Consider the following 15171-nt stretch of genomic DNA (forward strand, 5'->3'; position numbering starts at 1 on the left):
CGCCGAGGCGGCCCTAACTCACAAGATCGCCTTGAGCTGGGCCAGCGCGTGGTCCAGGTCAGCCTCGGTGATGGTCAGCGGCGGCGCGAGCCGGATCGTCGAGCCGTGGGTGTCCTTGGCGAGCACGCCGCGCTCGGCGAGCTTCTCCACAGCCTGCCGACCAGTCATCCGCGCCGGGTCGATATCGACGCCGGCCCACAGACCCCGCCCACGTACGGCGAGGACACCGTCGCCGACCAGAGCGTTCAGGCCCTCGTGCAGCCGCTCACCCAGCTTGGCCGAGCGCTCCTGGAACTCGCCGGTCTCCAGCAGCTTCACCACGGCGGTGCCGACGGCGCAGGCCAGCGGGTTGCCGCCGAACGTGGAGCCATGCTCGCCGGGCTTGAGCACGCCGAGGATGTCCTTGTTCGCCGCGACGGCGGAGACGGGCACGATGCCGCCGCCGAGCGCCTTGCCGAGCAGGTACATGTCCGGAACGACGCCCTCGTGCTCGATCGCGAACGTCTTGCCGGTCCGGCCGAGGCCCGACTGGATCTCGTCGGCGATAAACAGCACGTTGTTGTCGGTGCAGAGCTGCCGGACGCTCGCGAAATAGCCGGCCGGCGGCACCAGCACGCCGGACTCGCCCTGGATCGGCTCCAGCAGCACGGCGACGGTGTTCGGCGTGATCGCGGCGGCGAGCGCGTCGCTGTCACCGTACGGAACAATCGTGAAGCCCGGGGTGTACGGCCCGAAGTCGTTCCGCGCGTCCTGGTCCGTCGAGAAGCTGATGATCGTCGTGGTGCGGCCGTGGAAGTTGTCCGCGGCGACGATGATCTCGGCCTGCCCGTCCGGCACACCCTTGACCTGGTAGCCCCACTTGCGGGCGACCTTGATGCCGGTCTCGACAGCCTCGGCGCCGGTGTTCATCGGCAGCACCAGGTCCTTGCCGCACAGGTCGGCGAGGCGGTGGCAGAACTCCGCGAACTGGTCGTGCACGAACGCGCGGCTGGTCAACGTGAGCCGGTCGAGCTGCGCGTGGGCGGCGGCGATCAGGTCCGGGTGCCGGTGGCCGAAGTTCAGCGCCGAATACCCGGAGAGGAAGTCCAGGTAACGCTTGCCGTCGACGTCGGTGACCGTGGCGCCTTCGGCATCCGCGATCACGACCGGCAGCGGGTGGTAGTTGTGCGCCGTCCAGCGCTCGGCGTCCGCGAGCGCGCCGGGCGTACGCATGTCCAGGTCAGTCATCACATTCCTCCAGTACGGACGGCGAGGAGCAGGCGCCGTTCGGTGCGGTCAGTCACGGTCGCGGATCACCAGGGTGCAGCACTTCGGTCCGCCGCCGGCCTTACGCAGCTCGCTCACATCGACCCCGACCGTCTCGTAGCCCGCGGCCTGCAGCGCCGCGGCGAGCCCGGTGGCCTGGACCGGCAGCACCACGGTACGACCGTCGCTGACCGCGTTGAGCCCGAGCACTTCGGCGTCGGCCTCGGTGGCGATGACCGCGTTCGGGAACAGGCGGCGCAGGACCGCCTGGGAGCCCGGCGAGAACGCGGACGGCAGGTAAGCGACGTTACGCTCATCGAGCACGCAAAGTGCGGTGTCGAGGTGGTAATACGCCGGGTCGACCAGCTGCAGGGTGATCACCGGACGCCCGAAGATCTCCTGGGTCTGCGCGTGCGCCGCGTGCGAGGTGCGGAATCCGGTGCCGGCGAGCAGCACGTCACCGGCGAGCAGGATGTCACCTTCGCCCTCGTTGGTGTGCTTCGAGTCGAAGACCTCGAACCCGGCGTCGGTGAACCAGTTCGCGTACGCAGGACCCTCGTCGGCCCGCTCAGCGTCGCGGAACTGCACCGCGAGCACCTTGCCGTCGACCACGGTGGCGCCATTGGCGGCGAACACCATGTCAGGCAGGCCAGGAATCGGGTCGATCAGGTCGACGGTGTGACCCAGGTCCAGGAACGTCTGCCGCAGATTCTCCCACTGGCTGACCGCCAGGGCGTTGTCGTACGGCGCCGTCGGGTCCATCCACGGGTTGATCTTGTACGTGACGGCAAAGTGGGTGGGCCGGCACATCAAGTAGCGGCGCGAGGCAGCAGTCGTCATGCCCGAAACGCTATGTGCGAACCAGCGCCGTAACCCCCCGGAAGATCCTGCGCGCGGTGGAGAAACGTTGCGCGATCGGGCTGATCCGCGAAGATTCGTTGCGGGGCCCTTCGCGCCGCCATCACCGGCGGCACGGCTGCACGAAGACAGCTGCCCGAAAGGGAGCACGCTTGGGGCGGCGCTTCACGACGGGCGGGAAGCAGGGACCGCGCGGGGCGGTGCTTCGCCACGAGGAAACGGGAGACGCCGCGGCGGCGCTTCACTGCAGAACGGAAATGCGGCACTGCAGAGCGGAAATGCGGCGCACGCGTCGGGGGCGGCGCATCGCCGCCCCCGCACAAACGTTGCCGTCGCACCTCGGCCTCGCGGCGGTGGCCGCCGGCAAAGGTGGTCCTGCACTGTCCGGCGCATCGCCGGATGATTTCGGGGCGGGACGGCTAGTGGCCGTCCCGGTTCCGAAGGGTCACCGGAGGCGCATCGCCTCCGGTGAATGGTTACTACCCGTCAGAAGCGGGTGGCAAACTGTGAGTCGAGCCACTGGCGAAGATCGGTGGCGGGCTGCATGTCGGTGCCCAACCAGGACAGCGACCCGGTCAGGGCCAGGATGCCGAGCACGATGGCGCCCAGGGCGAGCACCATGCCGATCAACGCATCGGTCTTGCCCGCGACATGCCGGCGGCCGGTGGCCCGGATCCCGGCGATCGCCAACACGAGGGACAACCCGGCGACCCCGATGCCATATCCCGCCAGCGGGCCGGAGAGCACGAGCAGCGCACCAGCCACACCGGTGATCAGCGCGAGGGTGGCGAGCAGGCTGGCCCGGGGCTTCGGCCCGGCAATGACCGGCGGCGCGACGGGCGGCTCGGCACCGGCGGACGGCGGGGCGGCGAGCGGCAGGGCGGCGGACGACGGCGCAGGCGGCGGCGCGGGCTTGCTGGCGGCACGGCCTCGCCCGGACCGTTCGGACTCGGCTGTGCGGTTGTCGACGACGGGAATCGGCACCGTGCGCTCGTCATCCTCGGAGCGCGCCGCGTTTCGCGCGCTCGGTCGCTCCGCCGCCGCCGCGCTCGATCGGTCCGCGGTCGGTGCGCTCGATCGGTTCGCGGTCGGTGCGCTCGATCGGTCCGCGGTCGGTGCGCTCGATCGGTCCGCGGTCGGTGCGCTCGATCGGTCCGCGGTCGGTGCGCTCGATCGGTCCGCGGTCGGTGCGCTCGGTCGGTCCGCGGTCAGCCCGCCGGTTCGGTCGTTCGGGATGTCGGCCCGTGTGGTGTTCGCTGCGGTGGGGGAATCGACGCGGGCGGTCCGGTCCGACTCGATTCGAGCGGTCTGATCCGGCTCGACGCGGGCTGCCTGGACCGGGTTGGTGCGGGCTGCCGGGGCGGTGTCCCGTCCGGTCGCGGCATCGGAACGGGCCGCGATCGGGGCGCGGGCGGCGGTGTCAGCGGTGGTATCAGTGGTGGTGTCGGACTGGCGGGAGAACGTCGGGAGCCTCACGTCAGCACCTCCTTTGAACCTTCGGGGGATGCCATCGCTATACCCCGACGGTCCGGAAAGCACACCGGACGGGCCCGCGGTCACCCCGCGCGCCCGTCCGGGAAACTGCCTCAGACCAGGGCGGTCGTGGCCGTGACGTCGGCCGCCTTGGAGATCACGTGGTCGACCATGCCGTAGTCCTTCGCCTCCTGAGCGGTGAACCAGCGGTCCCGGTCGGAGTCGGTGTTGATCTCCTCGGGGGTGTGGCCGGTGTGGAAGGCGATCCGCTCGTTCATCACCTTCTTGATGTGCAGCATGCTCTCGGCCTGGATGGCGATGTCGGCCGCGGTGCCGCCGATGCCGCCGGAGAGCTGGTGCATCATCACCCGGGCGTGGGGCAGGGCGTACCGCTTGCCGGGGGTGCCGGCGCAGAGGAGGAACTGGCCCATGGAGGCCGCCATGCCCATGGCGATGGTCGCCACGTCGTTCTTGATGTACTGCATCGTGTCGTACACCGCCATGCCGGCGCTGATGGAGCCGCCGGGCGAGTTGATGTAGAGGGCGATGTCCTTCTCGCTGTCGGCGGAGGCGAGGAGCAGCATCTGGGCGCAGATGCGGTTGGTCACCTCGTCGTTGACCTCGCTGCCGAGGAAGATGATGCGTTCCCGGAGCAGCCGCTCGAAGACCTGGTCGTCAAAGGATGCGCCACCAGACCGCATCACAACGTCGTCAACACTCATGGACCCACCCTCTCGCACGAGCCGGGCAGGTGCGCACCCACCCGGCATCAGACTCCCCCTACCTTTCCCGGTCATGCCCCGGCACGCCCAGCGATTCCCCTAAGGGCGAAAGGCGAACTCTCACTGCGCGGCCGGCACCTCGGGACCGGTCAGGACATCTTGAGAGGTGCGCAGCTCGGCGTCGTGCACGGCCATGGCCTCCTGGCGAGCCGGTTCCTCGCGGAGGATCGCGCAGTTGAGCCATTCGTCGGGGATGCCGAACGCGTCCACCAGGGCGGGCATGGCCGGGCGCAGCTCCTTGAGCAGGTCGTTGACCATGGCGGTGATGGCTTTGGAGCGGGCCGGGGTGAGTCGCCCGTGCTCGAGGAACCAGCCCTTGTCGGCCTCGATGGTGCTCAGTGCGTACAGGTCGCAGACTCGGGACAGCAGGTCGCGGGCGGCCGGGTCGGTGGTGCGCTCCACGCCGGCGACCAGGGCTTCCAGCGCTATCCGGTCGATGTGCGCGGTGGCGGTCTTCAGCACGTGGTCCTGGACGTCGTTGAAGATGTCGAACGGTCGGTCCTTCTTCGTGGCCGAGCCGCCGCGCAACCGCCGGATCGCGCTCTCCAGCAGGTGCTTCTCTCGGTCCTCGAACATCCGCACGTGCCAGCCCCGGTCGCTGAGGGCAACTTCTTCATCCCTTCCAGGTACGGCGCTGACGAGTCGTTGGATCAGCGAGCGGGCCGCCGTACGTTCCAGCACGACCTCGCGTACCTGATCGGCGACGAACGTGGCGCGACCCCAGCCGTCGAGCGACCCGAAGGCGTCGCGATAGCCGGTGAGCAGGCCTTTCGCGACCAGCTGGAGCAGCACGGTGTTGTCGCCCTCGAACGTGGTGAACACGTCGGTGTCGGCCTTGAGGGCGGGCAGCCGGTTCTCGGCCAGATAGCCCGCGCCGCCGCAGGCCTCGCGGCAGGCCTGGATGGTGCGGGTGGCGTGCCAGGTGTGCGCCGCCTTCAGGCCCGCCGCCCGGGATTCCAGCTCGCGCTGCACGTGCTCGTCCACTGGGCCGGTCGCGGTCTGGACGTCGTGCAGCGCGCTGACCAGTTCTTCCTGGGCGAAGTGCAGCGCGTAGGTGGTGGCTAGCGCGGGCAGGAGTTTGCGCTGGTGGGCGAGGTAGTCGTTGAGGACGATCTCCCGCTCGGCGCCGGGCTCGGCGAACTGGCGGCGGGTGTCGCCGTACCGGACGGCGATCGTGAGTGCGCTCTTGGTGGCCGAGGAGGCCGCGCCGCCGACTGCGACCCGGCCCCGGACCAAGGCGCCCAGCATGGTGAAGAAGCGGCGGGTGTCGCCCTCGATCGAGCTGGTGTACGCGCCGTCCGCGGCGACCTGGCCGTACCGGTCGAGCAGCATGTCGCGGGGGACGGTCACGTGGTCGAAGGTGAGACGGCCGTTGTCCACGCCGAGCAGGCCAGCCTTGGGACCGGCGTCCCCGATCGAGATGCCGGGCATCGGGGCGCCGTCAGCGTCGCGGATCGGCACCAGCCAGGCGTGCACACCGTGGTTGCGGCCCTGGGTGACGAGCTGGGCGAACACCACCGCCATCCGGCCGTCGCGGGCGGCGTTGCCGATGTAGTCCTTGCGGGCCGCCTCGTGCGGGGTGTGCAGGTCGAACGTCTGCGTTGTCGGGTCGTACGTGCACGTGGTCCGGAGCTGCTGGACGTCGGAGCCGTGCCCGGTCTCGGTCATGGCGAAGCAGCCCATGAGGTCGGCCGAGATGATGTCTCGCAGGTACGCGTCGTGGTGCCGGCGGGTGCCGAGGGCCACCACCGCGCCACCGAACAGTCCCCATTGCACGCCGGCCTTGACCATGAGGGACAGGTCGATGTGGGCCAGCATTTCGCCGCCGACCATCGCGGCTCCCGGGTCGGCGGCGCCGCCGTACTCGACGGGGAAGGCGGCCGCGATGCCGAGGTCGGCGGGGAGCTCGGTCAGGAGCCGGCTGATCCGGTCGCGGGCTTCTTCGACGTTCTCGCCGTACACGGGGACGAATTTGTCGTTGATGCGCTCGCGGGCCGCTTGGCGTACGTGTCCCCAGCGGCCGTCCAGCACCTCCCGCAGGCGGACCGGATCGATCGGGGCGGGCTGTGATCTGGGCATGCGTCTCACGGTACAGCTTGTACCCGGTTTCGGGTACAAGCTGTACCAGTTAGAGTTGCCGGGTGACCGAGGCGGCGACCAGGAGCGACACGATCGCCGGGCGACGTAACGCCCGGGACAGCGACGCCCGGGAGCGCCGGCGCCGGGAGATCGTGGATGCTGCCGTGCTCGCCATCGAGGAGCTGGGCAGCGACGCCGGGCTCGGTGCGGTCGCCGACCGTGCCGGCCTCCCCCGGCCGCACGTCTACCGGCATTTCACCGGCAAGGACGACCTCGACAAAGAGGTGGGCCGGCAGGCCGGGCGCCTGCTCAGCGCCTGGATCCGACCCACGCTGACCGCCCGCGGCACCCCGCCGGACCTGGTCCGCGGCGTCATCGGCCGGGTCCTGCACTGGGCCGTCGACCACCCGCACTTATATCGCTTCCGGGCCCGGCTCGGCCCCAGCCAGGCCGTACCGGAGTTCACCGAGGCGGCCGTGGCCTACCTGCGAGCCGCCGGCTACGACGCGCAGCCACCAGCCCACGTGGTCGCCAGCGTCATCGGCCTGGTCGACGCCGGCGTGATCTGGTGGCTGGACCACCCGGACGACGAAGGCCTCGAATCGCTCGGCGAATGGCTCGCAGCCCAGGTGTGGCTGGTGCTGGGCAACATGCTGGACCGCATCGGACGGCCACTCGATCCGGACGCCGAGCTCGCACCGGCCCCGGACCTCATCGACTGACCGCGTGGAACGATGAGCCGCATGGAACACAGGCCGGTCGCGTTCGTCCTCGGTGGTGGCGGGGTGCTCGGCGCCGTCCAGGTAGGCATGCTGCGCGCGCTCTTCCGCGCCGGGCACCGACCGGACGTGGTGGTGGGCACCTCCATCGGCGCCGTCAACGGCGCGCTGGTCGCCGCCGACCCCAGCGAGGCGGTCACCGAACGGTTGGTCCGACTGTGGGCCTCCCCCGAAGCCGCCGAAGTGTACGGGGATTCCGTCGCCCGCCAGCTGCGCAGGTTCGCCGCGCGTACCCATCTGCATTCGCCCTTGCCGTTGCGCCGCCTGCTCGCCGCCGAGCTGGGCGAGCACCCGACCTTCGCCGATCTGAAGGTGCCGTTCCGGTGTTGCGCCGCCAGCATCGAGCGCGCCGCCGAGCACTGGTTCGACAGCGGCCCGCTGGTGGACGCGGTGCTCGCGTCGTCCTCGGTCCCGGGGCTGCTGCCGCCGATAGCGATCGACGGGGAACACTTCGTGGACGGCGGCATCGTCAACTCGATCCCGATCGGCGAAGCGATCCGCGTCGGCGCCAAACTGATCTTCGTGCTGCAGGTCGGGCGGATCGAACGACCGCTCACTGTCCCGCGGCGCCCCTGGGAAGTGGCGCAGGTGGCATTCGAAATCGCCCGGCGGCACCGGTTCGCGCGGGAGCTTGCATCGGTGCCGGACGATGTCAGTGTGCACGTCTTGCCAGCCGGAAGCGGCGACAGCCGCGACGATCTCCCCTGGGCCTACCGGGACATGGCCGCCGCCGGTCGCCGCATCAGCCGCGCCTATACGGCGACCCGGCGCTACCTGGCGGCAAACGTCCCCACCTCGCCCGGCGACGGCGCCTGATGCTGCCGCCGGTGTGGGTCCGCCGCCTGCTCATCGCCCCGGCCGTGGTCGTGCTCGCCGTCTTCCTGCTGACCACGCTGCCGATCTGGCTGCTGCTGGCGCTCGCCGCATCGCCGCTGGCCCCGGGCCATCTGCGCCTGCCCCGGCTGGCATTCCTCGCGACCTTCTACCTCGTCTGGGACGCGGCTGCCCTGATCAGCCTGGCGGTGCTCTGGCTGGCCTCCGGTTTCGGCTGGAAAATCCGTACGCCCACCTTCCAACGCGCCCACTACGTGCTGACCGGCAAGTTCCTGCAAGCGCTGTTCTGGGTGGTCCGCTGGTCGTTGCACCTCACCATCGACGTGGTGGGCACCGACCCGGACACCGGTATGCCCGGCCGTCCGGAGATCGTGGTCAGCCGACACGCCGGACCCGGCGACTCCTTCATCCTGATCCACGCCCTCGTCAACTGGTTCGAGCGCGAGCCCCGCATCGTCCTCAAAGCCGCCCTGCAATGGGATCCGGCGGTCGACGTCCTGCTCAACCGGCTCCCCAACCGGTTCATCAGTCCGGGCCGACCCGGCGTCATCGACCTGGAAGCCGAAGTCGGCGCCCTCGCCAACGGCCTGGACCACAACGACGCGTTCGTGATCTTCCCGGAAGGCGGCAATTTCACCCCACACCGCCGGACCCGCGCCATCGCCCGACTCCGCGACCGCGGCCTGGAAGACATGGCCGTCCGTGCCGAAGGCCTCCGCAACGTCCTGCCACCCAAGCCGGGCGGCCTGCTCGCGGCCATCGACGCCGCCCCGGACGCCGGCGTCATCTTCGTGGCGCACACCGGCCTCGACAAAATGCTGACCCTCGGTGACGTGTGGCGCGAACTACCCATGGACAAGCGGCTGGTCATGCGTTTCTGGAGCGTGCCACCGGAGGAAATCCCCACCGGCGACAAGGACCGCACCGCCTGGCTCTATGACTGGTGGGCCCGGATCGACACCTGGATCGACGACCACGGCCCCCAGCCGCACCCACTCAGCACCGACTGGGCGGCCCGCCGCTCCCGACACGGCAGCTGACCATGCGCTAGCGCTGGACCGTACGGTCGAGCCAGCCGTCGCCGTCGTCGTCGTACATCCGGGTCTCGAACGTGCCGTCGTGGTCGGTGTCGTAGTTGGCGTATTCGACGAGCCCGTCGAGGTTCTTGTCGACGCCGACGAAGTCCACTCTGCCGTCACCGTCCTGGTCGACCAGGATCTCGGCGCCGCCGCCGCGATGGCCGCGGTAGACCGACCTGTCGATGGTGCCGTCGCCGTCCGCGTCGACCTCGACCGCATAGCCCTGCGGGGCGGGCAGTGCCGAACCTGCGGCGCCCAACCCGGTGCGCGGCGCGTCGCCGAAGCCGGAGACGGCCCGGCCAGGCGCGTCACCGAGGCCCATGCTCGCGGGGATCTCGCCACCGCCGGTTCCCCAGGCGTTCGGGGCCTGGCCGAGGCCGGCGGCGGCCGCCTGTGCGACGTTGGCCGCTGCCGCTCCCAGCGAAGACGAGCCGGTGCCGGGGCCGACACCGGCCGCACCGTCTGCGGGCAGCGGTGCCGCGCCGGTGTGGTCGGTGAGCCCGCCGATGCCGGCGAAAGCACCGAACAGACCGAACGTGCTGGACTTGCTGACCCGGTCCTCGACCACGGCCGCCGATCCGCCAGCATCCGCAGAAACCTGCTGGTGCAGCAGCTCGCGCTCGGCTCCGTCCAGGTCGTAGCCGGCCAGTGCGCCGCCGGGATCGCGGGCGAGCTGCGCCGAAAAGGCCGGGTCGGTGAGCAACCGCTCCAGCACGGCATCGAAATCGCTCATGTGCCCAAGCTAGGCCGCGGTGTCCAGCCCGACCATCCCCCGGTCCGGGTCATCAGTCCAGCTCCGGCATGGCGACCGGTTGGGGGCGGGGCCGGCAGGTGCCGCACTGCACCGCGTCCTCCACCACCAGCGCCTCGACCCGGTCCCGGTTCGCCGAGCGGCTGACCTGCAGCACGTACGGCCCGAAGCGCGCGTGGTCCTCGCACACGCCGCGACCGCAGAACCGGCAGCTGCCCCGGGCCGCCTTGGCGCAGAAGAAACAAAGCACGTTTTATCCAATCACGGGTGGTGTCGGCGGTTCTTCGGACGGCGGGTCCTGGGGGCGGGACGGGGGATCCTGCGGCCGAGACGGCGGGTCTTCCGGCCGCGACGGCGGAACTTCCGGCTGGGACGGCGGGTCCTGCGGATCCGATGGCGGGTCGGGCACCGTGGGCCGGCTGGGCGGTGTCGTCGTCGGCTGTGCGGTCGGCGGTGCCGGCGGGTTCACCACCGGCGGCTGTGGCGTGACCGGGTCGCGGGTCGGCTGCGGTGCGGTCGTCGCCTCGGTGGGCGGCACCGACGGCGGCGTGGAGCTGGGCTCCTCGCTGGGTTCCTCGCTCGGCGTCTGGCTGGGCGCCTCGGACGCCGGGGTTTCCGGAACGTCGTTACCGCAGCTCAGCGAGGTGGCGTTAGCCATCACCGGCGTGCCCGCGTCATAGACCCGGCCGGCGGATACGCCGATCGTGGCCGGGCTGACGGCAAACCAGGCCACACCGTTGTTGGTGACATCGCCGGCACCGGGGCGGGCCACCGTCAGCTGGAGCGGCTGATACGCGCCGCTCGTACTAGCCGTGTCCGCGATCAACCGGCCAGCCTGCACAGTCAGGGCACCGTGCGGCACCCGGCCACGGCCGGTCTCCGTGCGGAGGGTGCCGATGTCGGCCTGCGTACCGGCGCAGAGCAGGGTCGTCGAGCCGCCTTGGAAGAGCAGGCGGCCGGTGGCCTTGTCCGCGACCAGGACGCGCGTGCCCTTCGGCACGTAGCGGCGCTCACCCTCAGTGAGGCGGACCGTACGACCGGCAGAGGTGGCCGTCACCGTGCCCCGGTCGGCGCTGAGCAGCACCCGGTCGGTGGGCATCTCGGCCCACGCCGGGCCGGGTCGCAGGTTCACCGCGGTGAGCAACAGCGACAGCAGAAGCAGCAGCAGGACGAGCCACCACAGGCGACGTTCGAAGCGCCGATCCACCTCGGTGTCCTCGGTGCCCACCGGCGGTCCGGGCGGCACCGCGAGCGGCGGATAAGCCCCACCGGAGTGCACCCCGGACGTGGTCTCCCCACGGCCGCGATCCGGGCCGGTCAGCCGGGGCGGGCCACCGACGAGCGGCGGCAGGTCGGCGGCATCGGGGACGATCCACAGCCGGGTGGGCGTACGGGTCTGCGCGACCTCGCCCGGGCTGCCGTCGCCCACCGGCCCGATCAGGGTGCCGCGGCGCAGCTCGACGCCGTCCGGCAGCGCGATCACACCGGATTCGATGACGACCGCGTGGCTCGGTCCGGGCAGGACCACGGGCGCGCCGGGTTCGAGGTCGACGGGGTGCGCGGAAGCGATCAGGGCGAGCCGCTCGTCGCCGGCCAGCGTGGCGAGGGCCGGCGTGTCGGCAAACAGTTCCTCAGCTTCGAGCCGGTCGGCGGGCGGCGGGCCGGGCAGTGGCCCCACGGCGGACGCGACAGTCGCCGCCGGTACGGCCAGCAGCGTCGTGCCGGCCGTGTGCCAGTCCAGCGCTGAGGCTCGCCCGGTGAGCGCACCGGACAGTCCGACGATGCCGCCGGCGCCGACGTGCTGCCGGATCGTGCCGCCGGGGTCGCCGGGCTTGCGGGCCTGCATCGCACCGTCGACAACCACGTAGACGGTGTGCTGGGCGGCGCCCGCGAAGATCATCGCGGTGCCGGACGGTGGGCGTACCCAGGTGGCCTGGTCGGCGAGCTCGGCCAGGGTGGCCTCGGGCAGGCCGCCCAGGTCGGAGTTGCGCAGGGCGGCGATCCGGCGTGGGGCGTCAACCCGGCGGTGCTTCTCGTCGGCCCGGATCCGTGCCTGTTTCCACCAGCGGGCGCCCAGGCGTACGGCCAGGTGCACCAGCGGGGCGCAGAGGCCGCCCACCACGAGGATGAGCAGCAGTTTGCCGCCGATGCCGCTGTGCCACAGGCCGGTGACGAGGCCCGCGACCCGGTCGGCCCAGATGCGGTAGGCGAGGTTGACCGCTATTGCCAGCCACAGGACGGCGAGGATGCCGTACAGGGCGACGATCCGGCCCTCCCGGTCGAGGACGTTCCACTTGGGCGGGCGGCCGCGCAGCCGGGCAGCCACCCAGGCGAGTCCCCGGCCACGCAGATTCGGGATCTCCAGCCAGTCCATCAGTAGGTAGTAGCCGTCGAGCGCGAGCAGCGGGTTCAGGTTGAAGAGCGCGTTGAGGTACCAGGCGAAGGCCAGCTTGAAGGCTAGTGGCCCGAGGGCCGGAACAGCGAGGCCCACGAGTTGCACGGATCCGGCCATGACCAGGCCGAAGATCGGGCCGGCGGCGGTGACGAGCAGGCGTGCCCGGCGCCCGGCCATCCACACGTCGGTGGTGTCCACGAACACGGACGGGATGCCGAAGTAGACCAGCAGACCGGCGGCGGGCACTTCCCGCCCGGCGTGTTTGGTCGCGAGGGCGTGGCCGAGCTCGTGACCGGCCAGGGCGACCAGGTTGAGCAGCAGCAGCACGATCGCGCCGAGCAGGTACGACCCGTTGGTGAGGAACACCGCCTGGCTGCCCCGCCACCAGGTCGCGGCGAACAGGCCGATGCCGGTGACCACCAGGACAGCCATGACGATCGCCGCGGCCTTGGTGAAGAACAGCCGCCCACCGGCGCGATAGAGCGCGGTGACGAACCCGTCGATATCGGCCACGAGCATGCGACGGCCCCGGGCAGCGGCGAGAAGCCGGCTGCCCACCCGCTCGGCGAGGGGCTTGCGGTCGAGCTCCTGCAACGAGCGGAAGGCGTCGACCGGCAGTTCTTCGAGCATGCGGTTGCCGGCGAGGTCGGCGACGATCCGGCGGACCTGGTCGGGGGCGAGCCGGCCGGCGAGACGGGCGAACTCGGCGACCAGCCGGGCCACCGTGCAGGTGCCGTCCATCAACTGGGCGAGTTGCCACTCTTCCGGGGTCAGCCGCAGGTAGCACACGCGGCCACTGCCGTCGGGCGAGCGCAGCATGACGTACGCGGTGCCGCGCACGCTGATCAATTCGACGGCTTCGATGCCCGCCCGCAGCACCGGCCGGGCGCGCGCCGGGTTGAGGCGGTCGACGACAGCGCCCCACAGGCCAGGGTCGGCGGGTCCGAGCGGCTCGCCCGGTGCCCGCCCGGCCAGGGCTTCCCAGACGCTCATCCGGGTCTCGACGTAGGTCACTCGGGTCGGCCTTCTTCCATTCTGATCGGCGAATGGAGAGTAGGCGTTCCGCGGGGTTCTAGGCGAGTACCCGATTTGCCGATAGCCAGCAGGTATCACGCACAGCGGACATAAGGGAGCGGTGGGTGACCGACACCAACCCCCTTGGCGCCGATCACCCACCGCTGTGGGGAGGTGGTGCCCGCCGGATGGCCCCGGCGGGCACCGGTAGTAGCCCTTACTCGGCTTCGGCCAGGGTGGCGCTCACCGTCTGCTCCTGCCCGTTGCGGGTGAGCGTGATGGACACCGAGTCACCGACCTTGCCGGCCTGGATGATCGCCACCAGGTCGTCGGAGTCATTGACCACCTTGCCGTTCACCGATTTGATGACGTCGCCGCGTTCCAGCCCGGCCTTGGCGGCGGCGCCGGACGGGGTGACGAGGGCGACCAGTGCGCCGCCGCCCTCGGCCGGGTTGACGCTGACGCCGAGCGCCGGGTGGCTGACCTTCTCGCCCTTCATCAGCGACTCGACGACGGTCTTGACCTTGTCGCTGGGGATCGCGAAGCCCAGGCCGATGTTGCCGGAGCCGGATCCCGAGGTCGCGATGGCCGAGTTGATGCCGATGATCTCGCCGTTGGTGTTGACCAGCGCGCCGCCCGAGTTGCCGGGGTTGATCGGGGCGTCGGTCTGCAGCAGGCCGGACATCGAGCTCGTGCCCTGCGACTGCTGCTGCTGGTTACCGAACGGGTTCTGCGGGGTCTGCTGGCCTTCGCCGCCGCCGGCCTGGATGATGCGGTCCTTGGCGCTGATGATGCCCTCGGTCACCGAGCCCTCCAGGCCCAGCGGGCTGCCCAGGGCGAGCACGGTGTCGCCCACCTGCATGTCCGCGCTCTTGCCGAAGGTGGCGGGCTTAAGGTCGGTGACCCCGTCGACCTTGACCACGGCCAGGTCGGTCCGCGGGTCGGTGCCGGTCACCTTGCCGTTCGCCTGCTTGCCATCGGCGAAGACGACCTGCACGGCGCCGTTCTGCGCGGTGGCGACCACGTGGTTGTTGGTGACGATGAAGCCGTCTGTGTTGAGGACGACGCCGGAACCCTCGCCGTTGGCCGTCTTGATCGAGACGACGCTGTCCTTGACCGCGGTGACGATCTGTGCGAGCGAGGACCGGTCGACGACCCGCGTGACTGAGGAGTTGCTGCTCTGCACGGTGGCCGCGCCCTGGTCGTCGAAGGTGAAGGCGAGGGCGGTGGCCGCGCCGATCCCGCCGGAAACGAGTGCGATCAGCGCAGCGGCGGCGCCGGCGACCAGGATCTTGCGACCGCGGCCGGGCTGCGAGGGTGCCCGCTGCGGCTCGGCGCCCACGGGGGCGGCCCAGATCGGGGCGGCGTTCCACTGGCCGTCGGCGCCCGGCTGCGGCTGGCCCTCACTGGGCTGCTGCGGCGGCGGGTAGGCGCCGGCATAGGTGGGCTGCTGACCCGGGTAGAGCTGGTGCGGATACTGCGCGGTGGGCTGCTGCCACGGCGAGGCGGGCCACTGCTGGGTCTGACTGGCAGGGCTGGCGGCCTGCGCAAACTCGCCGTGCGGCGGCAGCGGGGCGGCCGACTGCGGGGCCGGCGGGCCCGACTGCGGGGCGGCCGGCGGGCCCGACTGCGGGGCGGCGGGCGGCGCCGACTGCGGGACGGGCGCGGTGGGTCCGGGCTGCGGCTGGGGCGGCGACCACAGCGTCGGGTTCGGCGCGGGCTGCTGCACCGTCGTGCCGGACTGTCCCCGCTCCGGGTTCATGCCTGCGGGGGTGGCGTCCGCGGGCCGGTGCGACTGCTCCTCGGGCGTGGAGTCCTCGTGCCGCTGCGGGTTGGTCTCGTGCTCACTCATAGGGTCAACCTTGCCCCGCAGCGCTCCGAC

12 protein-coding genes are annotated in these 15171 nt (G+C 71.1%); 3 read left to right on the top strand and 9 right to left on the bottom strand.

The genetic code is table 11. The features are described from left to right. Positions 1 to 18 precede the first annotated feature (18 nt). The 5 genes from rocD to ACIA1L_RS19275 all read right to left on the bottom strand — a co-directional run bounded on the left by rocD (position 19) and on the right by ACIA1L_RS19275 (position 6437). Complete coding sequence (gene rocD / locus ACIA1L_RS19255) at positions 19 to 1227, bottom strand: ornithine--oxo-acid transaminase (protein WP_396074175.1); 1209 nt, start codon at positions 1225 to 1227, stop codon at positions 19 to 21. A 48-nt stretch (positions 1228 to 1275) separates the two neighbouring features. Further along, positions 1276 to 2085, bottom strand: coding sequence for a dimethylargininase (gene ddaH, locus ACIA1L_RS19260; protein ID WP_396074176.1), 810 nt, complete (start codon positions 2083 to 2085; stop codon positions 1276 to 1278). A gap of 504 nt (positions 2086 to 2589) precedes the next feature. Continuing rightward, positions 2590 to 3579, bottom strand: coding sequence for a hypothetical protein (locus ACIA1L_RS19265; RefSeq protein WP_396074177.1), 990 nt, complete (start codon positions 3577 to 3579; stop codon positions 2590 to 2592). A 110-nt stretch (positions 3580 to 3689) separates the two neighbouring features. Continuing rightward, positions 3690 to 4298 carry an ATP-dependent Clp protease proteolytic subunit gene (locus tag ACIA1L_RS19270; protein WP_396074178.1) on the bottom strand — a complete coding sequence of 203 codons (609 nt, stop codon included), beginning with the start codon at positions 4296 to 4298 and terminating at the stop codon, positions 3690 to 3692. A gap of 120 nt (positions 4299 to 4418) precedes the next feature. Next, the gene (locus ACIA1L_RS19275; RefSeq protein ID WP_396074179.1) at positions 4419 to 6437 is read right to left on the bottom strand and encodes an acyl-CoA dehydrogenase; all 2019 of its coding nucleotides are present in this window, start codon (positions 6435 to 6437) and stop codon (positions 4419 to 4421) included. A gap of 62 nt (positions 6438 to 6499) precedes the next feature. Between ACIA1L_RS19275 and ACIA1L_RS19280 the strand changes: the two genes are divergently transcribed. Genes ACIA1L_RS19280 through ACIA1L_RS19290 form a run of 3 tightly spaced genes read left to right on the top strand, consistent with a single transcriptional unit; the run spans position 6500 to position 9090 of the window. Next, complete coding sequence (locus tag ACIA1L_RS19280; RefSeq protein ID WP_396074180.1) at positions 6500 to 7159, top strand: TetR/AcrR family transcriptional regulator; 660 nt, start codon at positions 6500 to 6502, stop codon at positions 7157 to 7159. Between the two features lie 21 nt (positions 7160 to 7180). Beyond that, complete coding sequence (locus ACIA1L_RS19285) at positions 7181 to 8032, top strand: patatin-like phospholipase family protein (protein ID WP_396074181.1); 852 nt, start codon at positions 7181 to 7183, stop codon at positions 8030 to 8032. Beyond that, the gene (locus ACIA1L_RS19290; protein ID WP_396074474.1) at positions 8029 to 9090 is read left to right on the top strand and encodes a 1-acyl-sn-glycerol-3-phosphate acyltransferase; all 1062 of its coding nucleotides are present in this window, start codon (positions 8029 to 8031) and stop codon (positions 9088 to 9090) included. Before ACIA1L_RS19285 ends, ACIA1L_RS19290 begins: the two co-directional genes overlap by 4 nt. A gap of 7 nt (positions 9091 to 9097) precedes the next feature. On the opposite strand, the gene ACIA1L_RS19295 is transcribed toward ACIA1L_RS19290, so the two are convergent. The 4 genes from ACIA1L_RS19295 to ACIA1L_RS19310 all read right to left on the bottom strand — a co-directional run bounded on the left by ACIA1L_RS19295 (position 9098) and on the right by ACIA1L_RS19310 (position 15141). Continuing rightward, positions 9098 to 9862 (bottom strand): hypothetical protein, encoded by a 765-nt coding sequence (locus tag ACIA1L_RS19295; protein ID WP_396074182.1) that lies wholly within the window; start codon positions 9860 to 9862, stop codon positions 9098 to 9100. Positions 9863 to 9914: 52 nt separating this feature from the next. Beyond that, on the bottom strand, positions 9915 to 10070 hold the full coding sequence (locus ACIA1L_RS19300) for a hypothetical protein (RefSeq protein ID WP_396074183.1): 156 nt from the start codon (positions 10068 to 10070) through the stop codon (positions 9915 to 9917). Between the two features lie 63 nt (positions 10071 to 10133). Then, positions 10134 to 13289 carry a cyclic nucleotide-binding protein gene (locus tag ACIA1L_RS19305; RefSeq protein ID WP_396074184.1) on the bottom strand — a complete coding sequence of 1052 codons (3156 nt, stop codon included), beginning with the start codon at positions 13287 to 13289 and terminating at the stop codon, positions 10134 to 10136. Positions 13290 to 13506: 217 nt separating this feature from the next. After that, the gene (locus ACIA1L_RS19310; protein ID WP_396074185.1) at positions 13507 to 15141 is read right to left on the bottom strand and encodes a trypsin-like peptidase domain-containing protein; all 1635 of its coding nucleotides are present in this window, start codon (positions 15139 to 15141) and stop codon (positions 13507 to 13509) included. Positions 15142 to 15171: the final 30 nt, after the last annotated feature.

It is taken from the genome of Actinoplanes sp. NPDC051859 (genome assembly GCF_044452725.1).
Lineage (GTDB): Bacteria > Actinomycetota > Actinomycetes > Mycobacteriales > Micromonosporaceae > Actinoplanes.

Coding starts and splice junctions, on each gene's coding strand:
- rocD (WP_396074175.1), bottom strand. CDS start 1,227: ATGACTGACCTGGACATGCGTACGCCCGGCGCGCTCGCGGACGCCGAG.
- ddaH (WP_396074176.1), bottom strand. CDS start 2,085: ATGACGACTGCTGCCTCGCGCCGCTACTTGATGTGCCGGCCCACCCAC.
- ACIA1L_RS19270 (WP_396074178.1), bottom strand. CDS start 4,298: ATGAGTGTTGACGACGTTGTGATGCGGTCTGGTGGCGCATCCTTTGAC.
- ACIA1L_RS19275 (WP_396074179.1), bottom strand. CDS start 6,437: ATGCCCAGATCACAGCCCGCCCCGATCGATCCGGTCCGCCTGCGGGAG.
- ACIA1L_RS19285 (WP_396074181.1), top strand. CDS start 7,181: ATGGAACACAGGCCGGTCGCGTTCGTCCTCGGTGGTGGCGGGGTGCTC.
- ACIA1L_RS19295 (WP_396074182.1), bottom strand. CDS start 9,862: ATGAGCGATTTCGATGCCGTGCTGGAGCGGTTGCTCACCGACCCGGCC.
- ACIA1L_RS19310 (WP_396074185.1), bottom strand. CDS start 15,141: ATGAGTGAGCACGAGACCAACCCGCAGCGGCACGAGGACTCCACGCCC.